At 72.1% G+C, this 18,143-nt stretch carries 17 protein-coding genes, 1 other RNA gene and 1 pseudogene; 12 read left to right on the top strand and 7 right to left on the bottom strand.

Features of this window, described 5'->3' with window-relative positions; genetic code table 11:
* Positions 1-63 precede the first annotated feature (63 nt).
* A complete protein-coding gene (locus ACFW01_RS32430) occupies positions 64-1,383 on the bottom strand; it encodes a condensation domain-containing protein (RefSeq protein ID WP_234954165.1) in 1,320 nt (439 codons plus the stop codon).
* Between the two features lie 320 nt (positions 1,384-1,703).
* On the opposite strand from ACFW01_RS32430, the gene ACFW01_RS32425 reads away from it, so the two are divergent.
* Entirely contained in the window at positions 1,704-2,900 is a 1,197-nt protein-coding gene (locus tag ACFW01_RS32425) for a cytochrome P450 (RefSeq protein WP_234954167.1), read from the top strand.
* A gap of 25 nt (positions 2,901-2,925) precedes the next feature.
* Here the strand turns inward: ACFW01_RS32425 and ACFW01_RS32420 are convergent, their stop codons facing one another.
* Positions 2,926-4,341, bottom strand: a complete 1,416-nt coding sequence (locus ACFW01_RS32420; protein WP_234954169.1) for an FAD-binding oxidoreductase — start codon at positions 4,339-4,341, stop codon at positions 2,926-2,928.
* A 136-nt stretch (positions 4,342-4,477) separates the two neighbouring features.
* Between ACFW01_RS32420 and ACFW01_RS32415 the strand changes: the two genes are divergently transcribed.
* The 3 genes from ACFW01_RS32415 to ACFW01_RS32405 all read left to right on the top strand — a co-directional run bounded on the left by ACFW01_RS32415 (position 4,478) and on the right by ACFW01_RS32405 (position 7,173).
* A complete protein-coding gene (locus ACFW01_RS32415; RefSeq protein WP_234954171.1) occupies positions 4,478-4,930 on the top strand; it encodes a MarR family transcriptional regulator in 453 nt (150 codons plus the stop codon).
* 133 nt (positions 4,931-5,063) lie between these two features.
* Positions 5,064-6,164, top strand: coding sequence for a type III polyketide synthase (locus ACFW01_RS32410; RefSeq protein WP_234954668.1), 1,101 nt, complete (start codon positions 5,064-5,066; stop codon positions 6,162-6,164).
* 10 nt (positions 6,165-6,174) lie between these two features.
* On the top strand, positions 6,175-7,173 hold the full coding sequence (locus ACFW01_RS32405) for an acetylserotonin O-methyltransferase (protein ID WP_234954172.1): 999 nt from the start codon (positions 6,175-6,177) through the stop codon (positions 7,171-7,173).
* A 58-nt stretch (positions 7,174-7,231) separates the two neighbouring features.
* Here the strand turns inward: ACFW01_RS32405 and rnpB are convergent.
* Positions 7,232-7,635: RNase P RNA component class A (gene rnpB / locus ACFW01_RS32400), an RNA gene on the bottom strand.
* Positions 7,636-7,739: 104 nt separating this feature from the next.
* Here rnpB and ACFW01_RS32395 point away from each other — a divergent pair.
* From ACFW01_RS32395 to eda, 4 genes are all read left to right on the top strand, one after another.
* Positions 7,740-8,501 (top strand): MerR family transcriptional regulator, encoded by a 762-nt coding sequence (locus ACFW01_RS32395; RefSeq protein ID WP_234954174.1) that lies wholly within the window; start codon positions 7,740-7,742, stop codon positions 8,499-8,501.
* A complete protein-coding gene (locus tag ACFW01_RS32390; RefSeq protein WP_234954176.1) occupies positions 8,498-9,112 on the top strand; it encodes a hypothetical protein in 615 nt (204 codons plus the stop codon). The genes ACFW01_RS32395 and ACFW01_RS32390 overlap by 4 nt, the downstream gene beginning before the upstream one ends.
* 27 nt (positions 9,113-9,139) lie before the next feature.
* Positions 9,140-9,922 (top strand): peroxide stress protein YaaA, encoded by a 783-nt coding sequence (gene yaaA / locus ACFW01_RS32385; protein WP_234954178.1) that lies wholly within the window; start codon positions 9,140-9,142, stop codon positions 9,920-9,922.
* A gap of 109 nt (positions 9,923-10,031) precedes the next feature.
* Positions 10,032-10,691, top strand: a complete 660-nt coding sequence (gene eda, locus ACFW01_RS32380; RefSeq protein WP_234954180.1) for a bifunctional 4-hydroxy-2-oxoglutarate aldolase/2-dehydro-3-deoxy-phosphogluconate aldolase — start codon at positions 10,032-10,034, stop codon at positions 10,689-10,691.
* Here eda and ACFW01_RS32375 read toward each other — a convergent pair.
* Genes ACFW01_RS32375 through ACFW01_RS32365 form a run of 3 tightly spaced genes read right to left on the bottom strand, consistent with a single transcriptional unit; the run spans position 10,666 to position 13,645 of the window.
* Positions 10,666-12,000 (bottom strand): bifunctional RNase H/acid phosphatase, encoded by a 1,335-nt coding sequence (locus tag ACFW01_RS32375; protein WP_234954669.1) that lies wholly within the window; start codon positions 11,998-12,000, stop codon positions 10,666-10,668. The genes eda and ACFW01_RS32375 overlap by 26 nt on opposite strands.
* A gap of 47 nt (positions 12,001-12,047) precedes the next feature.
* On the bottom strand, positions 12,048-12,791 hold the full coding sequence (locus ACFW01_RS32370; RefSeq protein ID WP_234954670.1) for a C4-type zinc ribbon domain-containing protein: 744 nt from the start codon (positions 12,789-12,791) through the stop codon (positions 12,048-12,050).
* A complete protein-coding gene (locus ACFW01_RS32365; protein WP_234954182.1) occupies positions 12,788-13,645 on the bottom strand; it encodes a Nif3-like dinuclear metal center hexameric protein in 858 nt (285 codons plus the stop codon). Before ACFW01_RS32365 ends, ACFW01_RS32370 begins: the two co-directional genes overlap by 4 nt.
* Before the next feature lie 198 nt (positions 13,646-13,843).
* Here ACFW01_RS32365 and ACFW01_RS32360 point away from each other — a divergent pair, with 198 nt between their 5' ends.
* Together ACFW01_RS32360 and ACFW01_RS32355 are read left to right on the top strand one after the other, a co-directional pair.
* On the top strand, positions 13,844-15,058 hold the full coding sequence (locus ACFW01_RS32360; protein WP_234954184.1) for a hypothetical protein: 1,215 nt from the start codon (positions 13,844-13,846) through the stop codon (positions 15,056-15,058).
* Positions 15,059-15,155: 97 nt separating this feature from the next.
* Entirely contained in the window at positions 15,156-15,323 is a 168-nt protein-coding gene (locus ACFW01_RS32355; RefSeq protein ID WP_234954186.1) for a hypothetical protein, read from the top strand.
* Positions 15,324-15,421: 98 nt separating this feature from the next.
* On the opposite strand, the pseudogene ACFW01_RS32350 reads toward ACFW01_RS32355, so the two are convergent.
* Positions 15,422-16,255, bottom strand: a pseudogene (locus ACFW01_RS32350) (MaoC family dehydratase).
* A 211-nt stretch (positions 16,256-16,466) separates the two neighbouring features.
* On the opposite strand from ACFW01_RS32350, the gene ACFW01_RS32345 reads away from it, so the two are divergent.
* Positions 16,467-17,423: an ABC transporter ATP-binding protein gene (locus tag ACFW01_RS32345; protein ID WP_234954188.1), complete on the top strand. Its 957-nt coding sequence runs from the start codon at positions 16,467-16,469 to the stop codon at positions 17,421-17,423.
* Positions 17,420-18,139: an ABC transporter permease gene (locus ACFW01_RS32340; protein WP_384509610.1), complete on the top strand. Its 720-nt coding sequence runs from the start codon at positions 17,420-17,422 to the stop codon at positions 18,137-18,139. Before ACFW01_RS32345 ends, ACFW01_RS32340 begins: the two co-directional genes overlap by 4 nt.
* The last annotated feature ends 4 nt before the right edge of the window (positions 18,140-18,143 follow it).

Genomic DNA, 18,143 nt, shown 5'->3' with positions numbered 1-18,143 from the left:
CGGCCACCCGGTTCACCCCCGAGTGGCCGCGGCCGGCTCTGTCCCGTCATGCCCCACCGTCCGCTATTCCCCGGCCGAGAGGACTGTCCGGATGCAGTCGTCGACGATGCGCTCGGCACGTTCGCGGGACACCGCCCCCTCGATATGCGTGAAGTTCCACGACAGTTGACCGTGGCTGGTGGTCACCGACGAACCGAAGTACCCGACCACGGAGATTCCGCCCACGAACTGCGCCTGCGACAGCCGCCAGCCGCCCAGTTCGGCCGGGAACTCGAAGCGTCCGATATTGGACACGAAGAAGTTGAAGGGCCCGTGCTCGTCGATGTACTGGATGAACGGCTCGCTGTCGGCGACCGAGGACGGCCCTTGTACGGCGAGCAGGTCGAACACCCCGTACTGTTCGCCGCGCTTCTTGCGCGCCGGTATGTCCTCCTTGATGAACCGGGCCATCGACCACAGATCGTCGGGCCGGTAGCCGACCACCGAGTGCAGCGCGGACACGAAGCAGCCGACCTCGTCCTCGGACACCGGACGGCGCAGCTCGTCCCGCAGGGAGACGGGCGAGCCGACCGCGAAGGGCGCGGCTGACTCGGCCTTCGCGTCGCGGGCGACGGCACATGCGAGCGCCGCGGCCAGCACACCGTGCAGCGTGGCCCCTTCGCGCTTGCACGCGCGAGCAAGCCCGTCCAGTGCGTCGGCTCCGATGGACCGGTGCAGCATCCGGGTCCGGCGCCGCGCGAACGGTACGAACCGCTCCGGTTCGAGCCGGCCCACCTCGCCCGCGTCGTCCGCGGCGCCCTCGGAGTCCGCGGCGCCCTCGGAGTCCGCAGCGCCCACGGCGTCCCGCTCCGGGAACAGTGCTTCGAACGGCTCCGGTAGGGGGCCGCGTACCACCGCACCGGCCCCGGACCCGGACGGCGCGGCGGCGAGCCGTACCCACTGGCGCAGCAGGGAGAGCGCGGTGGTCCCGTCCGCGATGCAGTGCGAGACGGTGAAGAGGAGGTCGTGGGTCTGACCGGGGCCGCTGATGAGGACGGCGCGCGCCAGCGGTCCCGACCGTCGGTCGAGGCCTTCCGTCAGCTCGTGGCCGTCCACCTCGCTCGCCCAGCGTGCCTCGTCCGCCTCGGTGCGGACCACCTCGCGCAGCGGGATCGGCCGGTCCGTCGGCACGAACCGCGGCCCGCCCGCTGCTGTGGCCGGCGACTTGGCCGCTATGGCCGTACGCAGCAGCGGATGCCGGTCCTGGAGCGCACCGAGCGCGCTGCGCAACACCTGTGCCGACACCTCACCCGTGATCCGGACACGGGCGCAGACGTTGAGCGTGGAGAGCTGATCAATGATCCAGTACCAGCGTTCCCCAGGGCTCAGCTCGCGCGATGTCACGTCGCTTTCGCCGGTCGCGTTTTCCGTCAGGGTGCTCGATGCATTCATCGCAGACATTCCCCATCGCTTTCCTCGAGTCCGGTGCCCTACCGGACAGTCGAGGGAGGCTAGCAATGCGTCATCGAGCGACAATCGAGTGTGGGGTGAAGTACCCCGTACGCTCAATCGACCTGCGACGTTAGGCCAGTACTTAGTCCATCTCAAGGGGGTTGTGCTGCCATTCTCCAGCCGGACTCACGTGATCCTGGAGGAATGCAGCCGTGACTCAGCCAACGCTCGCCCAGACCACTTCTCCGCTCTTTCCCATCGACCCTCTGGGCATGGATCGCCACGGTGAGGCGGCGCGGATGCGCGACCTCGGACCCGTGGTGCGCGCCGTGCTCCCCGGTGGTGTCCGCATGTGGGTGGTCACCGACTACGTGCTGCTCGCCGAGCTCGCCGCCGATCCGAGGGTCGGGCGGGACTGGCGGAACTGGGAGGCGCTGCGCCGCGGCGAGATCCCCGATGACTGGCCACTGCTCGGCATGATCCGCCTGAACAACATGATGGCGCGCGACGGCGCGGAGCACCGGAGGCTGCGCCGCCCGCTGACCCGTACGTTCACCCGCAGCCGGGTCGAGGCCATGGGGCCGCGCATCGACCAGATCGTGGGGCAGATGCTGGACGACCTGCCCCACCGGGCGGCGCCGGACGGCACGGTCGATCTGCGGGCGCACTACGCCTACCCGTTCCCCATGCAGGTGATCTGCGAGCTCATCGGCATACCCGAGGCGTGGTGGTCGCGGTGCCGCGAACTCATCAACACCGTCATACGCGCCGACACGACAGCCGAACAGTTCCTCGCCACCGAGCAGGAGCGGCACGAGCTGTTCCAGCGCCTGTTCGCCATGCGCCGCGCCGCGCCCGCGGACGATCTGACCAGCGCACTGCTCGCCCACAACGAGGAGGCGGACGACCCCTTCACGGACGAGGAACTCGAAGACACCCTGTGGACGCTCATCGGCGCGGGCCACGAGACCTCGATCAGTCTGATCGTCAACGCCATCCGCGCGCTGCTCGCCCATCCCGACCAGCTGGCGATGGTCCGCGAGGGCGGACCCGCCGTCTGGGGCCAGGTCATCGAGGAGACCTTGCGCTGGGACTCACCGGTCGGCAACTTTCCCGCCCGGTTCCCGACCGAGGACATCGTGGTGGCCGGCGTCACCATCCCCAAGGGGGACGCCATTCTGGCCCCGTGGAGCGGTGTCAACCGCGATCCGAAGCAGTACGGCGACACCGCCGGCCAGTTCGACATCACGCGGCCGGTCAAACGGCACCTGGCGTTCGGCACCGGACCGCACGTCTGCATCGGCCCCGGCCTCGCCCGGTTCGAGGCCATGGCCGCGCTGCCCCCGCTGTTCGCCCGCTATCCGGAACTCCGGCTGGCCGTCGACCCCGCCGAGCTGTCCCCGGTCCCCTCCCTCTTCTCCAACTCCGTCACCGGCCTTCCCGTGCACCTCGGCCCGGCGAAGAGCTGACATCCGCCGGGCGGAGCCGGAGGGCTCAGCGCTGTGCCGGCGGGATGTTGTGGTTGAGCCGGAAGACGTTCTCCGGGTCGTAGGCCGCCTTGATCTCGGTGAGGCGCCGATAGTCCTCGGGGCTGTAGGCGGAGCGCACGTGCCCGGTGTCCCGGGCGCCGTTCAGGAAGGTGAGGGCCCGCCCTCCGGTGCTCCAGGGCTCGATCGCGTCGAAGAGGCGGTCGTGGGCGGGCCCGACGTCGGCGATGTCGGCGCGCTCGAGCCGCGACACCACGTTCAGCAGGTAGTGGGCGCCCCGGTGGCCGACCGCGTTCGGCACGGCGGCCGGGCGCGCGAGAGCACCGCCGAGGTGGCGCAGTTCGACGACGTGCGGGACGGGCGCGTGCGGGCCCACCCGGTCCAGGAGGGCACGCACCGCGTCGGCGTCGAGCTCGCCGAGGAGGGTGGTGCTGCTTTCGAAGCTGCCCGCCACGGCCGGGTCGTTGTGGATGGTTCCGCCCTCGGCGTAGGGCAGTTCACGGACCGTGTCGTTGAAGGGGGTCAGCGCCCGCAGTGGCGCCACGAGTTCCTTGCCCGCGCCGAGGTCGTCGGCCGAGTAGGCGATACGGACGTGCACGACGTGGCGGCCCCGCAGCGGCGGCGGAAGCACCGGCACGTCGGGGAAGGAGATCACCGCGACCGACGAGGTCATCTCCTCGGGCATATCGGCCGACCACCGCACATACGTGTTGAGCACGTCGGGGGCCGACGCGAAGTCGAAGAACAGTCCACCGCCGTAGAGCGTGGCGACGGGCATGAGGTCGATCTCGATTCCGGTGACCACACCGAAGTTGTCCCGGCCGCCGCGCAGCGCCCAGAAGAGGTCGGGGTCCGAGGACTTCGTGATCTGACGCAGCCGGCCGTCCGCGGTGACGACATCGATGCCGCGCACGTGGTCCGCCGCGTAGCCGTAGCGCCGCGAGAGCAGTCCGAGACCGCCGCCGAGCGTGTAGGACACGACCCCGACCCCTGGAGCCGAACCGGAAAGCGGTGCGAGACCGGCCGGTGCCGCCTCATGGATCACTCGGTCCCAGCTCACCCCGGCCGCGACCCATGCGGTACGCGCCGCCGCGTCCACCCGGACACCGGTCATCCGGGACGTGTTGATCAGCACACCGCCTTCGGCGGCGACGGCCGCCAGCGCGTGCCCGGTGCCCTGGACCGCCACCGGAAGCCCGTGGCGGCCGGCGAACTCCACCGCTGCCTGCACATCGGCGGGCCCGGTCGCACCGACCAGGATCTCGGGCCGATGCTGCCGCGCGATCTGGTTCCCCGCTCGTTCCGCGTCGTAGCCCTCGTCCTCCGCGGTCAGCACCGGACCCAGAACCCGCTTGCCTAAGACCTCGATCGCCTCGGCGTCGAACCGGGCGACCTGGCTGTTCTTCTCGACCGAACTGCTCATGACTCTTCCCTTCATCACCGGTACCGCATCGGCGCTCGCGGTCGGGCCGCCGACGCCGCTAGAGTTAGTCAAGCAACCGTACTACTTTTTAGTCAAGCACCCTGACGACTTGGCTGCAACAGAAAGGTGGCCGGAGATGACCACGCGATCCGGGAAGCCGCCCGAGGGCCCGGTGCCGCTGCCCACCCTGCTCTCGCAGGCCAAGGACATCACCGTCGAGCAGCTCCACCGGCAGCTCGCCGATGAGGGCTTCGAGGGACTGCGATACCGGCACGGCTCCGTCTTCCGGTTCGTCGCACCGGAAGGCTCCCGTCTCACCGCGCTCGCCGAGCAGTCAGGACTGAGCAAGCAGGCCATCGGTGAGGTGGTCGACGAACTCGAACGGCTGGGCTATCTGGAGCGGACGGCGGATCCGAACGACCGCCGGGCCAAGCTCATCCGGCTGACCGACCTCGGCGCCAAGGGCCAGCTCGCCGCCGCCCGGATCCTCAAGGACATGGAACGGAATTGGGTCAAGCACTTCGGCCGTGACGGGATCGCCATGCTGCGCCGGACATTGGAGGAGATTATCGCACGGCACGAGGAATAGCCACGGTCCCCGGCCTTTCCAGTGCGATACGAAGGGGGCCCGAGCCCGCCCCGAGCCGCACTCAAGCGCGGTGATTCAGGGTATTGAGGTGTCGAACTCCAAGCCGACTCCTCAGAAGGTGGACGTGACGGACATGCCAACGCTCTGCAAACCGGCCGTTGAGCTGCCGGAATACGTCATCACCCTCGAAGAAACCCTGAAGTTCGCCGAGACAACCCACGCGGGAAAGCCGCAACTGCCGCTTGCGCTGCGCCTGATAAGGAACACGGGCGTGCAGAAGCGGCACATCGTGCAGCCGATCGAGAAGACACTTCGCCACCCCGGCCTCGAGGAGCGCAACCGGATATTCGAGAGCGAGTCGAAGAAGCGCTGCCCTGCCGTCATAGAACAGGCCCTTGCCAACGCCGAGCTGTCCGCCAGGGACATCGACGCGATCATCTTCGTGTCGTGCACCGGCTTCATGATGCCGTCGCTGACCGCCTGGCTGATCAACACGATGGGTTTCCGCACCGACACCCGGCAGATACCCATCGCACAGCTGGGCTGCGCGGCGGGCGGAGCCGCGATCAACCGCGCCCACGACTTCTGCACCGCCTACCCGCAGAGCAACGTACTGATCGTGTCCTGCGAGCTGTGTTCGCTGTGCTATCAGCCCGATGACGACGGTGTCAGCTCCCTCCTGGCCGACGGTCTCTTCGGCGACGCGGTGGCGGCCGCCGTGGTGCGGGGCGTCGGTGGCACCGGCGTGTCCCTCGAGCGCAACGCCTCGTACGTCATCCCGGGCACCGAGGACTGGATCTCCTACGCCGTACGCTCCACCGGCTTCCACTTCCAGCTCGACCGCCGGGTGCCGGGAACGATGGAACCGCTCGCTCCCGTGCTGCGCGAACTCGCCACGAGCCACGGGCTCGACGTCGGGCATCTCGACTTCTACATCATTCACGCCGGCGGCCCGCGCATCCTCTCCGACCTCAGCAAGTTCCTCGGGGTCGACCACAAGATGTTCCGGCACAGCTGGGCCACCCTGACGGAATACGGGAACATCGCGAGCGCGGTCGTACTCGACGCACTGCGCCGCCTTTTCGAAGAAGACACCATGGTCCCGGACGCCACCGGAATCATCGCCGGTTTCGGCCCCGGCATCACCGCTGAAATGGCCATGGGCAGCTGGCGCGTCGACGCGCCTTCGATACAAGAGGACCTCTTCCGGCAGGCTGTGCCGGTTTCCCTCTGAGGAGAACACAATGACGGGCAACCTGCCTCTGCCGGACCGAATTCTCGAGATCGCCAACGGCTACTGGGCCACCGCCCTGCTCGGCGTGGCGACACAGCACTCCCTGTTCACCCATCTCCAGGCCGGTGTGGACACCGCGGAACAACTGGCCGCGAAAACCGGAATGTCAGAGCGAGGCGTGCAGACCCTGCTGGACGGGGTCGTCGGTCTCGGGCTCGTCAAAACCTCCGACGGCCGCTACCGCAATACCCCGGAAGCCGACCTGTACCTGGTCGAAGGGCAGCCCACCGACCTCGGCGGCTTCGCTCAGCTCAAGCTGGCCGAGATGGACAAACTGGTGGGCCGGCTCGATGTGTTCAGCGCCGGCGGCCCCTTGACGGACCCGATGGTGGAGGTGGCCGACAACCCCCACTGGGCGAAGGTCGCCCCCGCCATCGCGGCGTCCTCGGTCAAGGTCGCGGAGGCCGCCGTCGACCTCCTGGGGCTCAAGGGGAGCGGGGAGATCTCCATCCTCGACGTGGGCGGCGGATCCGGCATCTTCTCCTCCACATGGCTCGAGGCCAGCCCCGCCGCCCGCTCGACCCAGCTCGACTGGGGGCCGATCAACGCCATCGCCCGCCGACTGCTCGAAGAGCGTTCCGTCGCCGACCGGTTCACCTGCATCGACGGTGACTTCCACACCGTCGGACTCACCGACGCCGCCTACGACATCGCGCTGTACTCGCACGTCGCACACCAGGAGGGCCCCGAAGAGAACGTGGCGGTCTTCGCCAAGCTCCGTGCGGCGCTCAAGCCCGGTGGCACGCTCGTCGTCTGCGACTACGTCGTCGAGGACGACCGGAGCGGCCCGCCCTTCCCGCTCATGTTCGCCTCGGAGATGCTGCTCAAGAGCCAGCGAGGCGGCACCTGGCGGCGCGCCGACTACCGGACCTGGCTCACGGAAGCGGGCTTCACCGACGTGTCGTTCCACCCCACCCCGTCGCCCGCCACTCTGATCACCGCCAAGTAACCGGGACCTGCGGCTCCGGTGATCTTCACCATGGGGGCAGCGGGGATTCGAGCAGGGGCAGACGAGTCGGGCTGTACGCCGGGTTCTGTTCCGGAGGGTCCTCGCGGGCCCTCCGGCGACGGCCATCCATCTAGGGCCGGCGTTGCCACCGGCCTCCAGCGGTCTACCCGCGGACTCGGGCGGGCAGCCCTCGAACGTCCGCGCAGAGCGCTTTTCACGGCGCCCCTCTTGACCTTGCTCCGGGTGGGGTTTACCTAGCTGCCCAGGTCGCCCTGGGCACTGGTGGTCTCTTACACCACCGTTTCACCCTTACCGGGGGCCGAAGCCTCCGGCGGTCTGCTTTCTGTGGCACTGTCCCGCGGGTCACCCCGGGTGGCCGTTAGCCATCACCCTGCCCTGTGGAGCCCGGACGTTCCTCGGGAAGTCCCGTGAGGGACTCCACGCGGCCGCCCGCCCGGCTCGTCTGCCGTGTCGACCATGGTACCGGGCGGGTGGGGCGGCGCGGCCCCCGGCCGCTCGCACGGCTCGCTTGCCCCTGTCGCAACGTCAACGTTTCTACTGGGGTCATGCGGATCGGAGAACTCGCCGACACCGTCGGCGTCACCACGCGGACCGTGCGGCACTACCACCACCAGGGGCTGCTGCCCGAGCCGGAACGGCTGGCCAACGGGTACCGGTCGTACACGCTGCGGCACGTCGTCGTGCTGGCCCGGATCCGGCGGCTCACCGAGCTGGGGCTCGGGCTCGCCGAGGTGCGGGACGTGCTCGCGGACGAGGCCGGGAAGGAGCTGGCCGAGGTGCTGGAGGAACTGGACGCGGACCTGGCGCGGCAGGAGGCGGCGATCCGGGCGCGCCGGACGCGGCTGCGGGCCCTGCTGGAGCCGGAGGGCGGGCTGCCGGCCGAGGGCCCGGTCTCGCCGGAGCTGGCGGAGCTGTTCGCGGGGATGGGGGACGTCTCCGGTTCCCCCATGGCCGTACGGGACCGCGAGATGCTGGCGACCCTGGAGAGCACGGTGCCCCCGGAGGAGCGGGCAGGGCTGGTGGCCTCGCTGCGCGGCGCGCTGGGGTCGCCGGAGGCGGTGGCGCGGGCCCACAGGGCGTACGCGCTCCTCGACGAGCTGGTGGACGTCGGCGCCGACGATCCGAGGGTGGCGGAGGCGGCCGGGGTGCTCGCCGCGGCCATGCCGGCGGACCTGGTGCCCGAGGAGGGCGTCGACCTCGACTTCGACCACGGCATCCTGCGTGCCCTGTACGCGGACTTCGCGCCGGGGCAGGCGGAGGCGATCCGGCAGGCCATGGGGATCGTGTCGAGGGGACGGCGGTCATGACGGGCTCCTCCTTCACCTCGGTCCCGTACCTCGTGGTCCGGCACGAGCTGCGGCTGCTGGCGAGCCTGTGGCTGTGGATGACCCGGCGGACCCACGGGACTGCGGACGGCTCGGCCGCCTTCGGGTACGCGCGGGGGCAGGGCGCGATGATGTCCGGCCTCGTGTTCGTCTGCGTGGTCGAGTCCGTGGGGATGTCCGTGCTGCTGCGCGACTGGCCCACCGTGCACCACGTGGTGCTCGTCCTGGACGTGTACACCGTCGTCCTCGTCATCGCGCTGCACGCCGCGTCCGTGGTCCGCCCGCACCTCCTGGACCCGGAGGCCGGCACGTTGCGGATCCGCCGGGCCGTGCACGTCGACGTACGGATACCGCTGGAGCGGATCGCCTCGGTCCGCCGCGAACTGCGCGCGACGCACGAGCCGAGGGACGGCGAGCTGAACCTCGCCGTGGGCGCGCAGACCTCGGTCACCGTCGAACTCACCGAGCCCGTCACCCACGCCACCTTCTTCGGGCGGCACCGCGAGGTCCGCGTGGTGCGCTGCCACGCCGACGACGCCGGCGCCCTCGTACGGGCCGTCGGCCGGGCGCGGGAGGGGCACGTCGTACCCTGACCGGGAGCTTGGATCGAAGGAGTGCCTGTGCTTGTCCTGCTGCCGCCGTCCGAGGGGAAGGCCGCGTCCGGCCGGGGCGCCCCGCTGAAGACCGACGCGTTGTCGCTGCCGGGGCTGACCCCGGCCCGCGAGAGGGTCCTCGGCGAACTCGTCGACCTGTGCGCCGGGGACGCGGAGAAGGCGCGCGAGGTGCTGGGACTGAGCGAGGGGCTGCGCGGCGAGGTCGCCAAGAACGTGGAGCTGCTGACGGCGGGGGCCCGGCCCGCCGGGGAGATCTACACCGGTGTGCTGTACGACGCGCTGGACCTGGCCTCGCTCGACGCGGCGGCCAAGCGGCGGGCGGCCCGTTCCCTGCTGGTGTTCTCCGGGTTGTGGGGTGCCGTGCGGGTGACCGACCGGATCCCCTCCTACCGGTGCTCGATGGGCGTGAAGCTGCCCGGGCTCGGCGCGCTGGGCGCGTACTGGCGGGCACCGATGGCCGAGGTGCTGCCCGAGGCGGCCGGGGAGCGGCTGGTCCTGGACCTGCGCTCGTCGGCGTACGCGGCGGCCTGGAGGCCGAAGGGCGAGGTCGCCGGGCGGACGGCGACCGTACGGGTGCTGCACGCGCCGACCCGGAAGGTGGTCAGCCACTTCAACAAGGCGACCAAGGGGCGGATCGTCCGGTCCCTGCTGACCTCCGGGAGCGCGCCGGACGGCCCGGCGGAGCTGGTGGAGGCGCTGCGGGACCTGGGCTACGAGGTGGAGGCCGAGGCGCCCGCGAAGGCGGGGCGGCCGTGGTCGCTGGACGTGCTGGTGGACGAGATCCACTGACGTTCCAGTAGGGCGGTTTGCACTGACGTTCCGGTAGGGCGGTTCCGCCGCCGTTGCGTATACCGCAACGCGCGTTGCGCGTCGTGCGTTGCGGCGGCACGATGAGGTCATGAGTTCTCCCCTGCCCTCCTCCCCCGCCGCCTCGGTGCTGGATCTCGCCCCCGTCGTGCCCGTCGTGGTCGTCGACGATCTCGCCGACGCCGTGCCGCTCGCCCGGGCGCTCGTCGCCGGCGGGCTGCCCGCGATCGAGGTGACACTGCGGACGCCGGTGGCGGTGGACGCGATCCGCGCCATCGCCGACGAGGTGCCGGGCGCCGTCGCCGGCGCGGGCACCGTCATCACGCCGGACCAGGTCGGCGAGGTCGTCGCGGCGGGGGCACGGTTCCTGGTCAGCCCCGGGTGGACGGACGTCCTGCTGGACGCGATGCGGGCGTCCGGGGTGCCCTTCCTGCCGGGGGTGTCCACCACGTCCGAGGTGGTGGCGCTGCTGGAGCGGGGGGTGCGGGAGATGAAGTTCTTCCCGGCCGAGGCCGCGGGTGGCACCGCCTACCTGAAGGCGCTCGCCGCGCCTCTGCCGCAGGCCCGTTTCTGCCCGACCGGCGGCATCGGCCCCGGCTCCGCCCCGGAGTACCTGGCGCTGCCCAACGTCGGCTGCGTCGGGGGCAGTTGGATGCTCCCGAAGGATGCCGTGGCCGACCGCGACTGGGGGCGCGTGGAGGCGCTGGCCCGTGCGGCGGCGGCGCTCAGCGCAGGTGGGACGTCTCGTTGAACAGGCGGACGCTCGCGCCGCCGTCGGCGTAGTGGGCGACGACCGACAGGGAGGCCGCGGACAGCTCCATCCGGAACAGTGACTCGGGCGGGGCGCCCAGGGCGAGCCGCAGGAACGTCTTGATCGGCGTCACGTGCGAGACCAGCAGCACGGTGCGGCCCGCGTAGGCCCGGACCAGCCTGTCGCGGGTGGCGGCGACGCGCTCGCCGGTCGCCGCGAAGCTCTCGCCGCCGCCGGTCGGCCGGGCGTCCGGGGAGGACAGCCAGGCGTCCAGGTCGGCGGGGTACCGCTCGCGCACCTCGCCGAAGGTGAGCCCTTCCCAGGCGCCGAAGTCGGTCTCCCGCAGGCCCTCCTCGACGGTCACCTCCAGGCCGAGGCGGGCGGCCACGATGCCGGCGGTCTCGCGGGTGCGGGCCAGAGGTGAGGCGACGACCGCCTGGACCGTGCCGCGCCGGGCCAGGCTCGCGGCCACCCTCTCGGCCTGCTCCCGGCCGACGGACGACAGGGAGGGGTCGCTGCCGCCGCTGCCGGAGAACCGCTTCTGGGGGGTCAGGGGCGTCTCGCCGTGCCGCAGCAGGACGAAGGTGGCGGGGGCGCCCATGTCGGGGGGTCCCCAGCCGGGGGACGCGACGGTCCTGGCGGCGCGCACGTCTGCGTCCGCGCCGGTACCGGTGGCGGTGTCGGCGCCGGCGGCGGTGTCGGTACCGACACCGGTACCGGTGTCGGATTCGGCCTCGGCACCGGTGTCGGCGCCGGATCGGGCCTCGGCACCGGTGCGAGCGGCCTGGGCGACCCGCTCACCGACGGCGGCACCGGCCGTACGGGCGGCCCCTGCCCGGCGTCCGGCGGCACCCCCCGCGTCCAGTTCCGCCGTCGACCCGGCCGGTGACCACCGCTCACCGCGCGCGCCCGCGTCCATCGCCTCGTTGGCCAGGCGGTCGGCGTGCTTGTTCTCCGCGCGGGGAATCCACTCGTACGTCACGCGGCCCGGCGGGAAGACCCGCGCCGCCTCGGCCGCCAGCGGCTTCATGTCGGGGTGCTTGATCTTCCAGCGGCCCGACATCTGCTCCACGACGAGCTTGGAGTCCATCCGTACGTGCACGCGCGCGTCGGGGTCCAGCTCCCTCGCCGCGCGCAGTCCGGCCAGCAGCCCCCGGTACTCCGCCACGTTGTTGGTGACGACCCCCAGGTACTCGGCGGCCTCCACGAGGGACTCCCCGGTCGCCGCGTCCAGCACCACCGCCCCGTAGCCCGCGGGCCCCGGGTTGCCCCGCGACCCGCCGTCGGCCTCGACGACGAACTCCCGCACCCGGCCGGCCGCCGGGGCATCCACCGAAGCCGCCACCGAACCGACCCCTACAGCCCGGAGTCGGCCGTGCGCACCAGGATGCGACGGCAGTTCTCGCAGCGTACGACGGTGTCGGGCGCCGTCGAGCGGATCTCGCTCAGCTCGGTGATCGCCAGCTCCTGGCGGCACCCCTGGCAACTGCGCTGGTACAGCTTGGCCGCGCCGACGCCGCCCTGCTGCTCGCGCAGCTTGTCGTACAGCTTCAGCAGGTCGTCGGGGACCGAGCCGGCGATGACCTCGCGCTCCTTGGTCACCGAGGCCGCCTCGCCGTCCAGTTCCTCGACGGCCGCGTCCCGGCGCGCGGTGGCGTCGTCGATCTTCCCCTGGACCGCGCCGACCCGCTCGGTCAGCTCGGCGACCCGCTCCTGCGCGGACTCGCGGCGCTCCATCACCTCCAGGACGACGTCCTCCAGGTCGCCCTGGCGCTTGGCGAGCGAGGCGATCTCACGCTGGAGGTTCTCCAGGTCCTTCGGGGAGGTGACGGCGCCGGAGTCCAGGCGCTGCTGGTCGCGGGAGGCGCGCTGGCGCACCTGGTCCACGTCCTGCTCGGCCTTGGTCTGCTCGCGTGCGCAGTCGCTCTCCTCGGTCTGCGCGGCCACGAGCAGGTCGCGCAGCTGGGTGAGGTCCTTGGTCAGCGACTCGATCTCGCCGTGCTCGGGCAGCGACCGGCGCTTGTGCGCGAGCTGCTGGAGCCGGACGTCGAGGCCCTGGACGTCGAGGAGTCGGATCTGGTCGGCGGGCTCGGCTTTCAGTTGGGGGCTCCCATGGTGTCGTGGGTCGGGGCGGACGCCGCGTGGGCGGTCCAGGGGTCGGTGACCGTCTTCGAGACGTGGACCCTGAGGTCCCAGCCATTGCGGTCGGAGATCTCGTCGAGCTGGGCCGCGGCCAGCTCGCACCAGGGCCACTCGGTGGCCCAGTGCGCGGCGTCGAGCAGCGCGAGGGGACTTTGGGCGCGGGCCTCCGAAACGGGGTGGTGGCGGAGGTCGGCGGTGAGGAAGGCGTCGACGCCGGCCGCCCGGACGTGGTCGAAGAGGCTGTCGCCGGAGCCACCGCTGACGGCGACCGTGCGGACGGTCGCCTCCGGGTCACCGGCGACGCGCAGGCCCTGCGCGGTGGCGGGCAGCCGCTCGGCGGCGCGGGCGGCGAACTCGCGGACGGTCAGCGGATGCTCAAGCTCGCACACCCTGCCCAGGCCGCGGCGGCCCTCGGGGTCGGTCGGGTCAGGCACCAGGGGCCGTACGACGCGCAGGTCGAGCGCGCCGGCCAGGGCGTCGGAGACACCCGGGTCGGCGGTGTCGGCGTTGGTGTGGGCGACGTGCAGGGCGATGTCGTTCTTGATGAGCGTGTGCACCACGCGGCCCTTGAAGGTGGAGGCGGCGACCGTCGTCGTCCCCCGCAGATAGAGCGGGTGGTGGGTGACGAGCAGGTCGGCGCCGAGCTTCACGGCCTCGTCGACGATCTCCTGGACGGGGTCGACGGCGAACAGGACCCGGGAGACCTCCTGGCCGGGCTCGCCCACGACGGTACCGACCGCGTCCCAGGACTCGGCCCGCTCGGCGGGCCACAGGTTCTCCAGCGCGGCGATGACTTCTGACAGACGGGGCACGAGGCCAAGGCTACCTGGAGGTTCTGTGCCCTTGTACCCGTCGCCGGCACCCGCCGCCGACCCGGTCCGGCACAGCACACACCCCTCCCTCCCCTCAGGCGAATCGTTCCTGTGACACACGTACGTGTGATGGGGGCGGCGGCCGGTCCCCCGCCCGCGCGTGCGAAAACTAGCTTCGTCGCCGGAGGTGACCGAACGATGACGGCCTGTGCGATCGAGCCTTCGGCGGAGTCCGGGAACAGCGGGGCCCCGCCGGCGGGCTGCGCCATCACCGCGGAGGGCGCCTACGCCGCGCGTCTCGCCCGGCGCGGGGACTCCTGGTACCCGGAGCGCTGGACCCTGGACGGCCCCGAGCCGTACGCGGTGCCGCTGCCCGGCAACCAGCCCGAGGAGGCCGGCACAGAGGTGCAGCCGATGGCCGACGGGCGGGTCCTGGTGCACCGCGTCGCGGCCGGACGGCACCTCTTCTCGCTGCTGTACCCGACCGGCCCGGGCACCGGTGAGCTGCCGCTCGGCGCGGTGGAGTGCCCGCCGGACACCACCGGGCTGCGGCTGCTCCCGCCGGTGCCGGGCGGCGAGCGGGCGTACGCGCTCGCCGTCGGCCCGCGGGCGACGGTGCTGTGGCAGGTCGTGGGCGGCGCCTTCGGGCCGGAGCGGCTGGCCGAGATCCCCGGCCGCTGCTCGGGCGGGGCCTGGCTGGACCGCGCCGGGCGGATACTCGCCCTGGACCGGGAGACCGGCGGGCGCGTGAAGGCGGTCGCGGTGGACCTGGAGCGGGACGCGGAGGTGTCGCCGCTGCTGCAGATCGCCCCCGAGAGCGACGACCGCATACTGCTGGCCGACCCCGACAGCGGGCTGGTGCTGGTCCGTTCGGACGCGCCCTCGCCGGGGCGGGACCGGCTCGGCTGGGGGGTGCTGGGCAGCACGCTGCCGGTGCGCTTCCCGGAGTGCCTGCGGGTGCCGGACTGCGTGGTGACGCCGGTCGCGATCCAGCCGGGGCAGGCGCTGACGCCGGAGCGCTGCGCGGTGGCGCTGCGCGTGGACGGCCCGTTCGGCAGCTGGGTCGGGGTGTGGCGGCCCGCCGAGCGGCGGGTGCGCCATCTTCCGGCGCCCGAGGGGTGGTTGACGGGGGCCGGCCTGTGGACGCCGGACGGGGAGCTGCGGCTTCCGTACTCCACCCCGGAACTGCCGTGCGGGGTGGCGCGGCTGGCTCCGGGGGAAGCGGGGGACGCCGGCGACGCGGGAGGCGCCGTCGATACGGAGGACACGGCTCCGGACAGGCCCGCCGAGCCGGACGGAAACCCGGGCGGAAACCCGGACGGAAAGCCGGATGAAAAGGGTGAACAGGTACCCGCTCCACCCCGCCCCGTACCCCTTCAACAGGCCCCGCTGGCGCGGCGTGTAACGAAGTAGTGCCGGTTGGCGTGGCCGCCTGGATTCGGGTCGAGGGGTGCCGGTTACACTCGCCCGGCTGTAAGAAAGATCATGTTGACGGGGTGAATTCCTTCCGATGAACGACGCCAGCACGACCCAGCCGATGCAGGCCGACGGTGCCGACGTTTCCGAGACCGACGCCGGCCACGGCAAGCACCGCGGACCGGTCTCCAGCCAGGAGGCCGCGGCGACCCCGCGGGGCCGTCACCGCAAGCCGTCCGAGGAGTCCGGGACGGCGGCCTGACGGCACGCCGAGGCACGACACACACGCATCACGCGCAGTAGGAAGCAGGCAAGCGGCCACGGCCCCGTGCGTCACTTTGACGGACGGGGCCGTCGTCGTCACCCGTACCGGACGACGGTGCCGGCGAGGACCGGGGCGTCGTCCCGTTCGCCGGCGCTCACCGCCACGCGCACCGAGCGGCCGCCGTCCCGCACCACCGGCCGCCACATCCGCACCCGCAGCGTCTCCCCCGGGTACACCACCCCGGCGAACCGCGTGCGGTACTCGCGCACCCGGGTCACGTCACCGTCCAGCAGCGTGTCGACCACCGCCTTGAGCGTGGCGCCGTAGGTGCACAGCCCGTGCAAGACGGGCCGCTCGAAGCCGGCGCGCGCGGCGAACTCCGGGTCGGCGTGGAGCGGGTTCCAGTCACCGCTGAGGCGGTAGAGCAGGGCCTGGTCCTCGCGTACCCGACAGTTCGGCGACGTGGTCCGGCGGGGCACCCTATGCGCCGCCGGCCACCGTCGCGAAGTTCGGCAGAACATGCAGCCGGGACTCCAGGGTTTGACGCCCTCACCTGCCCAAGGGCGGGTGATTCCGGTCCGTACTGCTGCGCAGTACCACCGCGGGTTCCTGTTTCACGGGCCTCCGCCGACCCGTGAAGGTCGGTCTTACGTGGCCTCCGCAGGCCTGACTTTCCGCCCTTCCGGCGGTAGGCCGGGCTGCTCGGCCGCCCGACAAGATGACTCTAGCCCCGCTGCTGCGCCCCTCTTGGGCCACATACCTCAATCCCCCCTGAAGAGTGAGTCTCCGGGCAAACGTTAGGTAGTGCGGTCGGTGGCGGGCAGCCCGGCGCCGATCCCGAGGTGGTAGAGCTGGACGTCCTTGTGGTCCCAGGCGAGTTCGCGGACGTGGGGCGGTGCGGCGAGTGCCGCGGCCGCGTCGATGGGCATGGCTGTTCCCTTCTCCCAGGTCCCCGCAGGTCCTCCCAGGTCCCCGCAGGTCCTCCCAGGTCTCCGCAGGTCCTCCCAGGTCGTCCCAGGCATGGCCGGGGACCGGCAGCCTCGACCGTACGGGACACCGGCCGGCCGGGACATTTGTCCTCCCGGACTCCGGACAACCGCATCTGCCGCCCGCCCCCGCCGGCTCCGTAGCGTCACCGGCATGAGAGCGACAGAAAGCACCGCGTCCGCCGTCTGCTTCACCCGAGCGGCCAAGGCCTACGGCGACGTGCGCGCCGTGGACGGCGTGGACCTGGAGATCGCGCGCGGGGAGACGGTCGCGCTGCTCGGCCGCAACGGCGCGGGCAAGTCCACGGCGATCGCGCTGCTGCTGGGCCTGTGCCCGCCCGACGCGGGCACGGTGGCGCTGTTCGGCGGGGAGCCGGAGCGGGCGGTGCGCGCGGGCCGGGTGGGGGCCATGCTCCAGGAGGCGCGGGCGGTGCCCCGGGTCACCGTGGGCGAGCTGGTCGCCTTCGTGGCCGGCCGCTACCCGGCGCCGATGCCGGTCGGGCAGGCCCTGGAGCTGGCCGGGATCGAGCGGCTGGCCGGGCGTCGCGTGGACCGGCTGTCCGGCGGGCAGACCCAGCGGGTGCGGTTCGCCGTCGCGCTGGCCGGCAACCCCGGCCTGCTGGTCCTCGACGAACCCACGGCGGCCCTGGACGTGGAGGCCCGGCACACCTTCTGGGAGTCGATGCGGGCCTACGCGCGGCGCGGCAGCACCGTCCTCTTCTCCACCCACTACCTGGAGGAGGCCGAGGCGCACGCCGACCGCATCCTGGTCCTCGACCGGGGGCGGATCGTCGCGGACGGCACCGGTGACGAACTGCGCCGGGCGGCGGGCGGCAGCCGCGTCTCCTTCGACCTGGCCGGCCGGGCCACCGGCGATCTGGCGCTGCTGCCCGGCGTGCGCGCGCTGGAGATCCGCGGGGACCGGGCGCTGCTGCGCACCGACGACTCCGACGCGACCGTGATCGCCCTCGCCGAGCGGGGCGCGATCCGCGGCCTGGAGGTGGCCCCGGCGTCCCTGGACGACGCCTTCCTGGCGCTGACGACGACGGCCGCGGAGACCACCGCGCGGACCACCACGGAGACCACCACGGAGACGGAGCCGGTGCGATGAGGGACTACCTGCGGCTGGAGACGCGCCGCACGCTGCGCGACCCCGGCTTCGTGATCGGCGGCATCGCCATGCCGGTCCTCATGTACCTCCTCTTCACCAACCTCGGAGGCGGCGACGCGGGCGACTGGAAGACCGGGGCGATGGTCGGCATGGCGGCGTACGGCGCGGTCGGCTCGGCCCTGAACACCGGCGGCGGGGTCGCGGAGGACCGGGCGATCGGCTGGCTGCGGCAACTGCGGGTGACGCCGATGCCGCCGCACCAGGTGGTGGTGGGGCGCGCGCTGACCGCCTCGGTCACGGTGCTGCCCGCGATCACGGCCGTCCTCGCCGCGGGCGGCCTGGTCAACGGCGTACGGCTGGAGGTGTGGCAGTGGGCGGCGCTGGCGCTGCTGCTGTGGCTGGGGTCGGTCCCCTTCACGCTGCTGGGCCTCGGCAACGGCTACCGGCTGACCGGGCAGACCACCGGCGTGGCGAACATGGTGGCCAACCTGGGGCTCGCGGTCCTCGGCGGGCTGTGGTTCCCGTTGGCGCTGTTCCCGGAGTGGCTGCGCGCGGTGTCGGCGTACACCCCGACCAACCGCTTCGCCGAGCTGGGCACCTCGGTCGCCACGGGGCAGGCGCCCCCGGCGGGTGCGATTCTCGTACTGACGGCATGGCTGCTGGCGTTCGGGGCGTACGCCGTCCTGTCCTACCGTCGCGGCGCGGAACGCGGCTGAGCAC

The organism is Streptomyces sp. NPDC058985 (assembly GCF_042740985.1).
Lineage (GTDB): Bacteria > Actinomycetota > Actinomycetes > Streptomycetales > Streptomycetaceae > Streptomyces.
Note: the sequence above shows the minus strand (reverse complement) of the source record. Positions and strands in the feature narration are given on the sequence as shown.

Bases quoted from the DNA above. Each gene is read 5' to 3' on its own strand.
- ACFW01_RS32425 (WP_234954167.1), top strand. From the start codon at position 1,704: ATGGATCGCCACGGTGAGGCGGCGCGGATGCGCGACCTCGGACCCGTG.
- ACFW01_RS32420 (WP_234954169.1), bottom strand. From the start codon at position 4,341: ATGAGCAGTTCGGTCGAGAAGAACAGCCAGGTCGCCCGGTTCGACGCC.
- ACFW01_RS32415 (WP_234954171.1), top strand. From the start codon at position 4,478: ATGACCACGCGATCCGGGAAGCCGCCCGAGGGCCCGGTGCCGCTGCCC.
- ACFW01_RS32410 (WP_234954668.1), top strand. From the start codon at position 5,064: ATGCCAACGCTCTGCAAACCGGCCGTTGAGCTGCCGGAATACGTCATC.
- ACFW01_RS32405 (WP_234954172.1), top strand. From the start codon at position 6,175: ATGACGGGCAACCTGCCTCTGCCGGACCGAATTCTCGAGATCGCCAAC.
- ACFW01_RS32395 (WP_234954174.1), top strand. From the start codon at position 7,740: ATGCGGATCGGAGAACTCGCCGACACCGTCGGCGTCACCACGCGGACC.
- ACFW01_RS32390 (WP_234954176.1), top strand. From the start codon at position 8,498: ATGACGGGCTCCTCCTTCACCTCGGTCCCGTACCTCGTGGTCCGGCAC.
- eda (WP_234954180.1), top strand. From the start codon at position 10,032: ATGAGTTCTCCCCTGCCCTCCTCCCCCGCCGCCTCGGTGCTGGATCTC.
- ACFW01_RS32360 (WP_234954184.1), top strand. From the start codon at position 13,844: ATGACGGCCTGTGCGATCGAGCCTTCGGCGGAGTCCGGGAACAGCGGG.
- ACFW01_RS32355 (WP_234954186.1), top strand. From the start codon at position 15,156: ATGAACGACGCCAGCACGACCCAGCCGATGCAGGCCGACGGTGCCGAC.
- ACFW01_RS32345 (WP_234954188.1), top strand. From the start codon at position 16,467: ATGAGAGCGACAGAAAGCACCGCGTCCGCCGTCTGCTTCACCCGAGCG.
- ACFW01_RS32340 (WP_384509610.1), top strand. From the start codon at position 17,420: ATGAGGGACTACCTGCGGCTGGAGACGCGCCGCACGCTGCGCGACCCC.